Source organism: Clostridiisalibacter paucivorans DSM 22131, assembly GCF_000620125.1.
Classification (GTDB): domain Bacteria; phylum Bacillota; class Clostridia; order Tissierellales; family Clostridiisalibacteraceae; genus Clostridiisalibacter; species Clostridiisalibacter paucivorans.
This window is the reverse complement of the sequence record NZ_JHVL01000005.1, coordinates 102,357-116,749: the sequence shown is the minus strand read 5'-3', so window position 1 is coordinate 116,749 and position 14,393 is coordinate 102,357. Positions and strand designations below refer to the sequence as shown.

Sequence of the window (14,393 nt, the reverse complement as noted above, 5' to 3'; positions counted from 1 at the left end):
TCTCCTTATTTAAGGAAAGCCTTGTTTCAAGCTGCTTTAGTAGCTTCTTTTAATGACCCTGTACTAAATGCTTATTATCTTAAGAAACGTGGTGAAGGTAAACACCACCTTACTTGCATTGGTGCTGTTTCAAGAAAAATGTGCAATATTATTTACGCTGTGCTTAAAAATCAGGCTCCTTATGAAGTAAGGCTAAATGAATAAATCTAACTTATCTTATTTTTAAATACTATCTTTTAAACTCTTGTAATTTACAAGTCTTATTTGTTGTGCTCTTTTTAAATATTAAAATTCTAAAAATTATTTTATTTAATGACTTGACTTTTAATAGTTGGTCTTTCTTTTTTTGTTTGTTTGAAAAAAGAAAGGGCATACACTATAATAGTTATTAATTAGTTTTGAGAAGGATTGTTAAATATAAAAACCTAGTAGAAGGATGATACCATGAAATTTATATTAAATAATAATATATTAGGAGATATAATAAATCAACTTGATGAGGGTATACATGTTATAGACATAAAGGGTGAAACTATTCTTTATAATAATGCTATGGCAAAGCTTGAAGGATTAGAAATTCATGATGTGATTAATAAACATATATTTGATATATTTCCTAGCTTGGATGAAAGTACAAGTACATTATATACAGTGATGAAAACAGGAAGACCAATAATAAATAAAGTTCAGTCTTATTTAAATTATAATGGAGAAAAGATAGTTACTATGAACACTACTATGCCATTATTTGAAGGAGGAAAAAAGGTAGGGGCATTTGAAATAGCTCAGAATATAACTGAAATAAAGGAATTATCTGAAAGATTAGTGGATTTAAAGCAAGAGTTAATAAATATTAACAATAGAGGTAATAATAAAGCAGAAAAAGAAAAAAAATATTATACCTTTGAAGATATAATAGGAAATAGTGAATTATTTAAAAGGGCCATAGATATAGGAAGAAAGGCATCGGAGACATCTTCAAATGTCTTTATATATGGAGAGACGGGAACAGGAAAAGAACTTTTTGCTCAAAGCATACATTATTCAGGAATAAGAAGTAATGAACATTTTGTTGCCCAAAACTGTGCAGCATTACCAGAGAGTTTATTAGAAAGTATACTATTTGGAACAGTAAAGGGTAGCTTTACTGGTGCAGTTGATAGAGCTGGACTTTTTGAGCAAGCCCATGGAGGCACACTATTATTAGATGAAATAAATTCTATGGGATTAAATTTACAGGCAAAACTACTTAGAGTAATACAGGAAGGATATATAAGAAGAGTTGGAGGTCTTAAAGATATACCTGTAGATGTTAGAATAATAGCTACAACTAATGAATCCCCAGAACAAGCCATAGATCAAGGTAAAATAAGAAGAGACTTATTCTACAGATTGAATGTTGTATTTATAGAAGTTCCTTTGTTAAAGGATAGAATAAAAGACATAAGATTACTAAGTGAATACTTTATTAAAAAGTTTAATAAACTGTTAGACAAAGATGTATGGATTATATCAGAAAATGTTTTTAAAATATTTGAACAGTACAGTTGGCCTGGTAATGTTAGAGAATTACAAAATGTTATAGAAGGAGCAATGAATTTAATAAGAAATGATGAACATGTTATAAAAGAAAATCATTTACCACCATACATAAATAAACTAATGAAGAAAAAGGGTAATATCTTACAATCTTTTAAAGAAATAGATGTTGAAGAGCCATTACCTAATATTATTTCTCAAGTAGAGAAAGAGATAATATTAAAAAGATTAGAGGAAAATGACTACAATATATCCAAGGCAGCCAGGTCAATGAAAATAAAAAGACAAACCCTTCAACATAAACTGAAAAAATATGAAATATTTATCTAGAGCCAATATTTTTGCACTTCTTATGCAAATAGATTTGCATAAGAAGGTTTTTAAGACTATTTAGACAATTTTTATATTTATTTAAATCTTCTAAAAACATTGAAATCATGGGAAAGATGGTGAAATATGATAAAAAAGCTTTGTTTGGCAAGAATATTGCATTATATTTAAAGTGAAATGTTTTGTTAAATTATTAGGAGGTGTAGCAAATTGGAAAATGTAAAAGTGATTATTTGGGGATTTGGAGCCATGGGAAGTGGAATGGCAAAAATGCTATTAAAGAAAAAAGGTGTAGATATAGTAGGAGTATGCGATAAAGCTGAAGCAAGAAAAGATAAAAGTATGTTTGAAGTATTGGGTGTAGAAAAGGGAGATAGACCTGAAGTTATAATTAAAGGTGATCCAGAAGAAGTAATAAAGGAAAAGTCTGCAGATGTAGTTTTATTAGCTACTGATTCATTTACTAAAAATGCATTTGATAAAATAAAGTTTGTATTAGAGAATGGTATAAATGTAGTATCTACTGCAGAAGAGATGGCTTATCCTCAAGCTCAATCACCAGAATTAGCTAAGAAGATGGACAAAATAGCTAAGGAAAACGGTGTTTCTGTATTGGGAACTGGTATTAATCCAGGACTTATAATGGATTTACTAGTTGTAGTTCTTACAGGTGCTTGTGAAGAAGTTAGTCATATAGAAGCTGAAAGAGTTAACAGCTTATCACCATTTGGTCGTGCAGTTATGGAAGAACAAGGTGTTGGTGTAACTAAAGAAGAATTTGAGCAAGGGGTAAAAGATAATACTATAGCAGGACATGTTGGATTTCATGAGTCAATTAGAATGATTGCTGATGCAATAGGATGGAAATTAGATGGACAAATATCTCAATCTAAAGACCCTATTGTTTCTAATGTATATAGAAAGGCACCATATGCAGAAGTACAACCAGGAAATGTAGCAGGTGTAAAGATGTTAGGACATGGTATGGTAGATGGAGAAAGAAAGATAGAAATGATTCATCCACAACAAGTTGAGCCTCAATTAGAAGGTGTTGAAACAGGAGATTATATAAGAATAAAGGGAACTCCTGATATTGATATGGCAATAAAACCAGAAGTTCCTGGAGGGATAGGAACTATAGCTATGTGTGTTAATATGATTCCACATATTATAAATGCAGATGCAGGACTAAAGACTATGCTTGATTTACCTGTACCTAGGGCAATTATGGGAGATATGAGAGAATTAATTAGAAAGTAGAGGTGTGTATATTATGGATATAGCTAAAAAAGGAGATTGGGTAAGAATATATAATATTGTATTGACATCAGAAGAAAGGGCTCCTCAAGTACCTGATGATACTAAAAAGGTATCCCTTGAGATGTGGGATAAAGGATTTTTATTAAATGATGAAGCTAAAATAGGAGACGAAGTAGAAGTAGAAACTTATATAGGAAGAAAGATAAAGGGAAAAATGGTAGAAATCAATCCCCAATATAAACATAATTATGGCGAATATGTACCTGAGCTTTCTTATATAGGAAGGCAACTGAGATCCATATTAGAAGGTGGTGAGTCAAATGAATAAAGATATGAGTTACAAGGCTGTTAATGATAGAAAGAATGAAATTATGAAAAAGGCTGTTGGAATAGACTATGGAACATTTGAAAGTAAAGGCATAGCATTTGACTATGAAGGAATGATGAAAAAAGTAGGATATACTATAGATGAAATAAAAGAGATAGAAGGAAGAACAGGTATAGGAAACACTCCTGTATACGAATTGAGAAATCTTACTGCTTTGGCAAGAAAGTTTGCACCAGAAGGAAAAGGAGCAAGAATTTTTGTCAAGGATGAAGCGGCAAATCCATCAGGCAGTTATAAGGCTAGAAGGGCAGCGGCATCAGTATATCATGCAAAAAAAATGGGATATAAAGGTGTAATAGCTGCTACAAGTGGAAATTATGGTGCAGCAGTTGCAAGTCAGGCTGCTATGCTTGGGCTTAAATGTATAATAGTTCAAGAGTGCTATGATTCAGAACATAAGGGGCAACCTGAGATAGTAGAGAAGGCTAGAAAATGTGAAGCATATGGTGCAGAAGTAGTTCAATTAACTGTAGGACCTGAACTATTCTATACTTTCTTAGTGTTATTGGAAGAAACAGGATATTTCAATGCCTCTCTTTATACACCATTTGGAATAGCTGGTGTTGAGACATTAGGATATGAGATAGCTGAACAATTCAAAGAAAAAGAAGGTAAATTTCCAGATGTAGTAGTAGCTACTAATGCAGGAGGAGGAAATCTTACTGGAACTGCTAGAGGTCTTATAAAAGCTGGTGCTACTGATACTCAGGTTATAGGAGCCAGTGTTGATTTGTCTGGATTACACATGGCTAGTGATAAGCAATTTAATAAAAAATCTTTTACTACAGGACATACTGGGTTTGGAATCCCATTTGCTACATGGCCAGATAGGTCTGATGTACCTAGATCAGCGGCTAGACCCCTTAGATACATGGATAGATATGTAACTGTAACTCAAGGGGAAGTATTCTATATAACTGAAGCATTAGCACAGGTAGAAGGTCTAGAAAGGGGACCAGCAGGGAATACATCCCTTGCAGCTGCATTCTCGTTGGCACAAGAGTTGGATAAAGATAAGATTATAGTTGTTCAAGAGACTGAATATACTGGAGCTGGAAAGCATATACAACCACAATTGTCCTTTGCTAAGGATAATGGCATAAAAGTAGTTGTAGGAGATCCAAAGGATCAAGTACCTGGTGAAAATATAGTTCTTCCCAAAGATCCAAGCTATATTAAAGTAAACGAGATAAAGCTAGATAAACTTAAGAGATCATTTATTAAAAATGCTATTGCAAATAATTCAGATGTTGATATAACTGAAAAAGACATAAAATTCCTTGCAGAAGAGACAAGAAAAGACGAAGAGTTTGTAAAATCTATTTTAGATGAATTAGGTGTAAAATATTAAATATTGATAGCCTTTAACTCCTGCTTTTTTAAGTGGGAGTATTGGGCTTAACAGTTATAAAATCTATAAAGAAAGAGGGGAAAGCTGTGAGTGAAATAAGAAAAGATGATTTTGAAGCCAGAAGAAAGCATTTAGCAGATATGACAGAAGAACAGTTAGAAGCACGGTTTTGGGAATTGGCAGGGAAGATTGTAGATCCTATGGTGGATCTTGCTAAGAAGAATACATCACCTTCTATTGAAAGATCAGTTCTTTTGAGGATGGGTTTTTCAAGTATAGAAGCAAAGGCTATAGTAAACGGTGTAATAGATAGAGGTCTTATGGGAAAAGGTGCAGGACATGTGGTATATAGAGTTGCGAAAGATAAAAATATGGATATAAGAGAAGCGGGTCTTAAATTAGTTGATGGTGATGACCAACTTTGGGATTATGTAGTAGAGGTTTTCAAGGGAGGTGAAAAATAATGGAATTGAAGCCAAATGATAAGCTCAATATAGAAGAAATATTGAAAGATATAGAGAACTATACTCCAAAGAGAAGAGGATGGCATTGGAGAAAACCTTTAGGTAAAACTAAGATTGGACAGTTTGAATATTCTGATTGTAGTGAAGGATTAAAGCAAAGTCAACCTTTGCCTTCAGCCCATTATTTTAAAGATATAGATCCTCAACCTACTAATGTTATAACTACTGAGATTGCTTCAGGTAGGTTTGAAGATGATATTAGAAGGATGAGAATGGCAGCATGGCACGGGGCAGACCATTTGATGGTTATAAGAACTGCAGGACAAAGTCATATGGATGGACTTATTGAAGGTACTCCTCAAGGAATAGGTGGTATTCCTGTAACTAGAAAACAAGTTAGGGCTCAAAGGAAAGCGTTGGATTTAATAGAAGAAGAAGTAGGTCGTCCAATAAATTATCATTCATATGTTAGTGGTGTTGCTGGACCTGAAGTTGCAGTAATGTTTGCAGAAGAGGGAGTTAATGGTGCCCATCAGGATCCACAATATAATGTGCTTTATAGAAATATCAATATGATAAGATCCTTTGTGGATGCAGCAAATGCTAAGAGAGTAATGGCATGGGCCAATATGGCTCAAATAGATGGTGCACATAATGCCAATGCTACAGCTATGCAGGCATGGAAGGTAATGCCTGAATTGATGGTACAACATGCAATAAATTCTATATTTTCAGTTAAATGTGGAATTGAGAAAGAAAATATTTGTCTTTCTACAGTGCCACCAACAGCACCTCCAGCTCCATGTATGAAACTGGATTTACCATATGCTGTTGCTCTGAGAGAGTTGTTTAGAGATTACAAAATGAGAGCACAACAGAATACTAAGTATATGGGTTCATCTACTAGGGAAGCTACTGTAACTCATACTCTTAATCTTTTGATTTCTAAATTGACTAGAGCGGAAATACAATCAACTATTACTCCTGATGAAGGAAGGAATGTACCTTGGCATATATACAATATAGAAGGTACAGATACTGCGAAACAAGCCCTTGTAGGTATGGATGGTCTAACTGAAATGGTAGAGATTAAGAGAGATAAAGGGTATCTTGCTGATAAAGTAAGAGAATTGAAAGAAAGAGCAATATTGTTTATGGAAGAAATATTAGAAGTTGGTGGATATTTCCAAGCTGTAGAAGAAGGTTTCTTCGTAGATTCAGGAGAATATCCAGAAAGAAACGGTGATGGTATAGCAAGAAAAATTGAAGGTGGTATTGGAGTAGGAACTGTATATGAAAGAGATGAAGACTATATGGCTCCAGTAACTGCATTCTTTGGATATAATAATGTGGAACAATATGATAAAAATGCAGTAGATGATCCATCTAAATTGATTGATGGTTGTACATTTGAAAAACCAGAAAAGATTATATTCATAGATGAGTTAGATGAAGAAGACAATGTTTATAAGAGATTAGAAGAAACTAAAGAGTATAGAGAAAGCAATAAAATTAAACCTGAGATGGAATGGCATGCAGATGGAACTGTACTTCTTACAATTATGCTTCCTACAGATGAAAGGACTGCTGAGTTTGCTGCATTAGAATTTGGTAAGAAGATGGGGCTTGAAGAAGTAGAAGTTATTCATAAGGAAATAATGCAAAATGCTGAAGGTACAAGGATAGAAATGAAGGGTAAAGTACCTTTCTCTATAAATATAGATGATCTTGTAATACCACCAAAACCAGAAATTATGACTGATGATGAAATAAGAGAAGAAATAAAGAACAATCCTATGAAAGTAGTTGCTGGTACAGTGGGAGAAGATGAGCACTCTGTAGGATTAAGAGAAATAATAGACATAAAGCATGGTGGAATTGAAAAATATGGAATAGATTGTGAATACCTAGGTACATCTGTGCCTGTTGAAAAACTTGTAGATGCAGCTATAGAAACCAATGCTGATGCTATTATGGCTTCTACTATCATAAGTCATGACGATATTCATTACAAAAATATGAAGAAAATTCATGAACTTTGTATAGAGAAAGGCATAAGAGATAAGATTATGATACTTGCAGGAGGAACACAGGTAACTCCTGAACTAGCTGTTAAGAATGGTATGGATGCAGGATTTGGAAGGGGATCTAAAGGTGTTCATGTAGCTACAGCATTAGTTAAGGGAAGAAGGAAGCTTCAAAATGAAGATTGATATATTAGTTGCTGAAATAGGTAGTACTACAACAGTTGTCAATGCCTTTAATGGCATTGATAGCTCTTCACCTGAGTTTATTGGTCAAGGTCAAGCACCTACATCTGTAGATCAAGGAGATGTAAATATTGGTCTTAAAGGTGCAATAGATGATATGAAAAAAAGCCTTAATATAGATGATTTAGAATATGGAAAGTTATTAGCTACCAGTAGTGCTGCTGGAGGATTAAGAATGACAGTGCATGGACTTGTTTATGATATGACTGTTAGGGCAGCTAAAGAGGCAGCATTGGGAGCTGGTGCAAACTTACATCAGATAACTGCTGGAAAGATGAGGAGAACTGATGTAAAAAAACTTAAAGAGATTAATCCAAATATAATTTTGATTGCAGGTGGAGTAGATTTTGGAGAACGAGATACTGCATTATATAATGCAGAAATAATTGCTGATTTGAATTTAGACATACCAGTGATTTATGCTGGAAATGTTGAAAACCAAGAGGAAATAAGGGAGATTTTTAAAGAAAAGCAGACCGAACTTTATATAGTAGACAATGTATATCCAAAGATAGACCAATTAAATATAGAACCTACTAGGAAGGTAATACAAGATGTATTTGAAGAACATATAGTTCATGCTCCTGGGATGACCAGAGTTAGGGATATGGTCAGTGGTTCTATTATGCCTACCCCTGGCGCAGTTATGCAGGCATCTAAGGTTTTAAAGGATGAAATAGGAGATTTAGTTACTTTAGATGTTGGAGGAGCTACTACCGATGTCCATTCTGTTACAGAGGGTAGCGATGAAGTTAATAGAATACTTATAAGCCCTGAACCTGTCGCTAAGAGAACGGTTGAAGGTGATTTGGGTGTATATGTAAACATGGAAAATATAGTTGAAAGAATAGGTAAAAAAGATTTGGCAAAAAGGATGAATATTACAGAGGGTGAAGTTGAAGGTCTTATAGATAATCATAAACCTATTCCAAAAAGTGATGATCAAAAAAGATTTGTTGAAGAATTGACTAAGGAAGCAGTAATTACCTCTATAAGAAGACATGCAGGACATTTTAGAGATTTATATGGTCCAGGAGGAAAGAAAACGGTAGCTGAGGGCAAAGACTTAACAAAGATAAGGTATATAATAGGAACAGGTGGAGCCCTTACAAGATTACCTAATAGGGTTAGTATAATGGAGTCTATATCAAAGAACAACAAGGGTAATGAACTTTTTCCTGGTGAATATGCTAAAATATTAGTAGATAACCATTATATAATGGCATCTTTAGGGGTATTGTCTGTAGAGCAACCAAAGGCCGCAGTTGAATTATTGAAAAAGAGTTTAGAAATAGAAAATATAGAGATTTGCTGCAAAGAAGAGTGAGCTTTATATATTATATTTGATTGTAAGGCTTAATAACAGTTGGATTAATGTTAATGAGAAGGGTATAAAAACAGTTGTTAGCCTTAATCAAGACGGTTAGTAGTTTGAAGTTAGTAGTTTGTAGTTAATGGAAGAAATCCTATGGATTTTTTCTTTAGACTACTGGCTACTTACAACTAACTACTAACTTTTTTATATTTTAATAAATTTTATAATACAATCTTTTGTCTTATATATTTGTAAATACTTTAAGTTAACGAGAGTTAGACTATTATATATAGAAGGGAGAGAATAATATTGTCTTATCCAAAGGTAATTATAGATTTAAATAAAATAGAAAAAAATACATTGTTACTTTCTAAAAAATGTAATGAAAAAGGAATAGATATTGCTGCTGTTACAAAGGTATTTTGTGGAGCTCCAGAGATTGCAGATGCTATGATAAAAGGAGGAGCAAAATACTTGGCAGATTCTAGAATAGAAAATTTAAAGAAACTCAATAAATTTCATATACCTAAAATTTTGTTGAGACTTCCGATGAAGAGTCAAGCAGAAGATGTGGTGGAGTATGCAGATATATCTTTAAATTCTGAGATTGAAGTCATAGAGGAATTGTCTACATGGGCAAAGAAAAAAAATAAAGTCCACAATATTATATTAATGATAGATTTAGGGGATTTAAGGGAAGGTATATTTGAGGAAGAAGAGATATATGAAACTATAAATAAGATAAAAAAATATGAAAATATAAGAGTAAAGGGAATAGGAACTAATCTCACTTGTTATGGAGGAATAATACCTAGAAAAGAGAATTTAAATAAGTTATTGAACATAAGAGATAAAATAAAAGAAAGAAACAATTTAGAGTTAGAAATGATATCAGGTGGAAATTCCAGTAGTTTACATTTAATAGAAAGTGATGATATGCCACAGGGTATAAACCATTTAAGATTAGGAGAATCTTTAGTTTTAGGTCGTGAAACTGCTTTTGGTGAAAATATAGAGAATGCACACAGAGACTGTTTTAAATTAGAAGTAGAGATAATAGAAATAAAGGAAAAACCATCTATACCCATTGGAGACATTGGTATGGATGCATTTGGGAATAAACCTACCTTTATAGATAAAGGTATAAGAAAGAGGGCATTATGTGCTATAGGAAAACAAGATGTAGACATATCTGATATAGAACTGTATGACTGTGATATAGATATATTAGGAGGTAGTAGTGACCATTTGATACTTGACATAACCGATACTAAAAATGATTATAATATAGGAGATATAATATCTTTTAGATTGAGTTATGGGGGAATATTGAAGACCATGACATCTGAATATGTAGATAAGGTAGTAAGTAGTTAGTAGTAAGTAGTTAGTAGTAAGTAGTTGATGGAAAAAATCCTATGGGTTTTATCATTAGACCACGAACTACTAACTTTTTTACTTTTTGTTTTATTGGAAAAATATATTAAGATATTATATAATGTAATAAATTAAAGATTGGGAGGTAGAATATGAGATATATAGATTTGAGAAGTGATACTGTTACTATCCCTACTGATAAGATGAGGACTGCTATGGCACGGGCTGTGGTGGGAGATGATGTATATGAAGATGATCCCACTGTTAAAGAATTAGAAAAAATGTCTGCTGATATATTAGGGAAAGAAGCAGCGTTATTTGTTCCCAGTGGAACATTTGGGAATCAATTATCCTTATTAACACATACAAAGCCTGGAGATGAAGTGATATTGGAGGGGACATCCCATATTATTATGCATGAAGTAGGAGCAGCTGCATTAATATCTAATGTTCAATTAAGGACAATTCCTGGAAAGGACGGACAAATGAATCCTATAGATGTAGAAAAGAGTATAAGACCTGAAGATATTCATTTTCCAGAAACAGGTCTTATATGTATGGAAAATGCCCACTCTGTTGGAACAGTATTACCTATTGAAAATATGACAGAAATAAAGGCAATTTCAGATAAATACAGCATACCAGTGCATTTGGATGGAGCTAGGATTTTTAATGCGGCAAACTCATTAGATGTGGAACCTAAGGAAATTGCAAAATATGCTGATAGTGTAATGTTTTGCTTGTCTAAAGGACTATGTGCTCCAGTAGGTTCTATGTTAGTAGGTAGTGTAGATTTTATAAATAAGGCAAGAAAAAATAGAAAACTTATGGGTGGAGGATTAAGGCAGGTGGGAATATTGGCTGCTGCAGGTATTGTAGCATTAGAAGAAATGGTTAGTGAAATTGACAAAGATCATGAAAATGCTAGATATTTAGCTGATAAATTGAATGAATTTAAAGATATAAATGTAATAATGGATAGAAGAGATATAAATATGGTGTTTTTTAGACTTGAAGATAATGTAATAGATGAAGGAGTATTTATAGAGAAGTTGTTATCTCAAGGTATAAAGATTAATGGAAAAGAAGATGGAGAATATAGATTTGTAACAAACTATTGGGTTTCCAAAGAAGATATTGATAAAGTAATAAATGCTATAAAAAATATTTTGAATTAGCCTTATGAATGTAGCAATCATATAGGTATATAGTCTTTATATTAAAATTAAGTATTAATAATTAATAGTTAGTAGTAAGTAGTTCGTAGTTAATGGAGGAAATCCTACGGATTTCTAAATCTTTTCCTAACAACTAACAACTAACAACTAACAACTAAGAACTAAGAGCTAAGAACTAAGAGCTAAGAGCTAAGAACTAAGAACTAAGAACTAAGAATTAATGGTAAATATTTAGATTAACCTTATTTAGAAAGGATGAGACTGGTGGATTTATTCCAGCTTAATGCAGAGAATGAACTTAAAAAATCTGCTCCATTGGCAGATAGGATGAGACCTAGGACATTAGACGAATTTGTTGGTCAGAAGCATATAATTGGAAAAGGCAAATTACTTTACAGAGCTATACTGGCAGATAAACTTAGGTCTGTTATATTTTATGGTCCTCCAGGAACTGGGAAAACTACATTGGCAAAGATTATAGCTAATACTACTAAGATGTACTTTGAGCAACTAAATGCTGTAACATCAGGGGTTAAAGATATAAGAAATGTAGTAAAGATAGCAAAAGATAATTTAGGTATGTATAGTAAAAAGACTATACTTTTTATAGATGAGATACACAGATTTAATAAATCTCAGCAAGACGCGTTATTACCCTATGTGGAAAATGGAACTGTAATATTAATAGGTGCTACCACAGAAAATCCTTATTTTGAAGTTAATAAGGCATTGATTTCTAGGTCTATGATATTTAAATTGGAAACTTTATCAAAAGAAGATATAGAGGTAGTAATTAAAAGAGCATTGAAAAATGATGATAAGGGGTTAGGTATATTTAATATAAAAATGGATGAAGAAGCATTGGAGCATTTAGTAAATATGTCCAATGGAGATGCAAGGATTGCATTAAATGCATTGGAATTAGGCGCCCTTACTACTGATTCAGATGTAGATGGTATAGTTCATATAACTATTGATATAATACAGGACTGTATACAAAAGAGGGTATTGAAATATGAAAAAAATGGAGATGAACACTATGATACCGTATCTGCTTTTATAAAAAGCATGAGGGGTTCAGATCCCGATGCTACATTATATTGGCTGGCTAAAATGGTATATGCAGGAGAAGACCCTAAATTTATAGCTAGAAGAATTATTATTTGTGCTTCTGAGGATGTGGGAAATGCCGATCCAAATGCATTAAATATAGCAGTTAATGCCTTTAATGCCATAAATATAATAGGTATGCCAGAGGGAAGGATTCCTTTGGCTCAAGCTGCAGTTTATATAGCATGTGCTCCTAAGAGTAATGCCAGTTATAATGGAATAAATAAGGCTATCAAAGATATAGAAGACAATGTAACAGGGAAAGTCCCCAATCACCTTAAAGATAGTAGCTACAAAGGATCAAAAGATATGGGACATGGTTTAGGCTATAGATATCCCCATGAATATAAAGAAAATTATATAAATCAACAATATTTACCAGACAATATGAAGTATAAGGTTTATTATGAACCTACTGATAATGGTCATGAAAAGATAATTAAAGATAGATTGAATAGTCTAAAAAACCTCTAGAGATAGAGGCTTTTTTCTTGCATATTTATTATAGGTATTATAAACTATTTTCTATGTAAGAAAAGAAAGAAAAGACAATAATATTGTATAATATACTAAGGGTGACAAAATGTTATAAAAAAACAGTAATTATTGCAAAAGAGCATATGGTATAATTTTTATCTTATATAATGAGGAATATAATTTGTTTTGATGGAAAGGCTGTGATTTTATGAGATTAATTCCAGTGAATTCTATTAGGCCAGGATGTATACTGGGAAAGACTATACATAATTCAGAAGGACAGGTATTGCTATATAAAGGAGTAAAATTAACTAAAGAGCTTTTAAAAAGAATTGAAGACAATGAAATTTATTCTCTTTACATAAAAGATAAGTATAGTGAAGGAGAAATAGAAGATAATATAAAGCCAGAGTTAAGACAAAAGGCTATAAAGACCATAAGAGATAATTTTAGTTCCATAGAAAATTATGTAAAGCAAGAGAGCATACTTTCAACAAAAAAAGTTATAGATTTGAAACATAAATATTTGAGTAGTTTTAAAATTATGGCAGAAGAGATTGTAGAAGAGATATTGTCCAATAGAAAGACTTTAGTGAATTTAGTAGATATCAAAACTATGGATGGATATACCTATGAACATAGTGTAAATGTGGCTGTACTGTCTATTATATTAGGGGTTGAGTTAGGGCTAAATAAGCCTCGACTTGTGGATTTAGCTAATGGTGCGTTATTACATGATTTAGGAAAAGTATTTATATCTAAAGACATATTACTAAAGAAAGGTAAACTTGATTCAACAGAATATGATGAGATGAAAAATCACCCTATAATGGGGTATAAATACCTAAAAACACAAAATGATATTAGTTCAATATCCAGAGTTATAGTATTACAGCATCATGAAAGAATAGATGGATTAGGGTATCCTAAATCTCTTACTGGAAACGAAATAAATTATTATGCTAAGATAGTATCTATATCAGATGTATATGATGCACTAACATCGGATCGACCTTATAGAAGGGGACTTCCTCCAAATGAAGCTATAGAGTACTTGATGGGAACTGGGGGAAGTATTTTTGATGCTGAAATGGTGGAGTTATTTGTTAAAAATATAGTGCCTTATCCTGTAGGTACTTTGGTAGATTTAAGTAACGGTGATGTGGGATTAGTTGAAAAACTAAATACTAATTTTCCTTTAAGACCTATTTTAAGAATTATAGATTTAGAAAATGATGAAAAAACTGAAACTGTTTTGGATATGATGTCAACTAAAAATATTGTAATTATTGGAACTAATTATGAATCTTTTTCTATTGATGAATAGATTAAGG

At 32.4% G+C, this 14,393-nt stretch carries 11 protein-coding genes and 1 pseudogene; all 12 read left to right on the top strand.

Annotated features, from left to right (window positions below; genetic code table 11):
- A pseudogene (locus tag Q326_RS0103820) lies at positions 1 to 204 on the top strand (IS110 family transposase); the annotation flags it as partial.
- Positions 205 to 444: 240 nt separating this feature from the next.
- Positions 445 to 1,869: a sigma-54 interaction domain-containing protein gene (locus tag Q326_RS0103815; protein ID WP_026894176.1), complete on the top strand. Its 1,425-nt coding sequence runs from the start codon at positions 445 to 447 to the stop codon at positions 1,867 to 1,869.
- A 210-nt stretch (positions 1,870 to 2,079) separates the two neighbouring features.
- The gene (gene ord / locus Q326_RS0103810; protein WP_026894175.1) at positions 2,080 to 3,129 is read left to right on the top strand and encodes a 2,4-diaminopentanoate dehydrogenase; all 1,050 of its coding nucleotides are present in this window, start codon (positions 2,080 to 2,082) and stop codon (positions 3,127 to 3,129) included.
- Positions 3,130 to 3,142: 13 nt separating this feature from the next.
- Positions 3,143 to 3,457 carry a 2-amino-4-oxopentanoate thiolase subunit OrtA gene (gene ortA / locus Q326_RS0103805; RefSeq protein WP_026894174.1) on the top strand — a complete coding sequence of 105 codons (315 nt, stop codon included), beginning with the start codon at positions 3,143 to 3,145 and terminating at the stop codon, positions 3,455 to 3,457.
- A complete protein-coding gene (gene ortB / locus Q326_RS0103800; RefSeq protein ID WP_026894173.1) occupies positions 3,450 to 4,868 on the top strand; it encodes a 2-amino-4-oxopentanoate thiolase subunit OrtB in 1,419 nt (472 codons plus the stop codon). The genes ortA and ortB overlap by 8 nt, the downstream gene beginning before the upstream one ends.
- Positions 4,869 to 4,954: 86 nt before the next feature.
- Positions 4,955 to 5,332: an ornithine aminomutase subunit alpha gene (locus Q326_RS0103795; protein ID WP_034601019.1), complete on the top strand. Its 378-nt coding sequence runs from the start codon at positions 4,955 to 4,957 to the stop codon at positions 5,330 to 5,332.
- Positions 5,332 to 7,545 carry a D-ornithine 4,5-aminomutase subunit OraE gene (gene oraE, locus Q326_RS0103790; RefSeq protein WP_026894171.1) on the top strand — a complete coding sequence of 738 codons (2,214 nt, stop codon included), beginning with the start codon at positions 5,332 to 5,334 and terminating at the stop codon, positions 7,543 to 7,545. The genes Q326_RS0103795 and oraE overlap by 1 nt, the downstream gene beginning before the upstream one ends.
- Positions 7,535 to 8,929: a GlmL-related ornithine degradation protein gene (locus Q326_RS0103785; RefSeq protein ID WP_026894170.1), complete on the top strand. Its 1,395-nt coding sequence runs from the start codon at positions 7,535 to 7,537 to the stop codon at positions 8,927 to 8,929. Before oraE ends, Q326_RS0103785 begins: the two co-directional genes overlap by 11 nt.
- A gap of 297 nt (positions 8,930 to 9,226) precedes the next feature.
- Complete coding sequence (orr, locus tag Q326_RS0103780; protein ID WP_026894169.1) at positions 9,227 to 10,294, top strand: ornithine racemase Orr; 1,068 nt, start codon at positions 9,227 to 9,229, stop codon at positions 10,292 to 10,294.
- A gap of 152 nt (positions 10,295 to 10,446) precedes the next feature.
- Entirely contained in the window at positions 10,447 to 11,472 is a 1,026-nt protein-coding gene (ltaE, locus tag Q326_RS0103775) for a low-specificity L-threonine aldolase (protein WP_026894168.1), read from the top strand.
- Between the two features lie 264 nt (positions 11,473 to 11,736).
- Entirely contained in the window at positions 11,737 to 13,056 is a 1,320-nt protein-coding gene (locus Q326_RS0103770; protein ID WP_026894167.1) for an AAA family ATPase, read from the top strand.
- A 211-nt stretch (positions 13,057 to 13,267) separates the two neighbouring features.
- Positions 13,268 to 14,386, top strand: coding sequence for an HD-GYP domain-containing protein (locus Q326_RS0103765; RefSeq protein ID WP_026894166.1), 1,119 nt, complete (start codon positions 13,268 to 13,270; stop codon positions 14,384 to 14,386).
- Positions 14,387 to 14,393 lie beyond the last annotated feature (7 nt).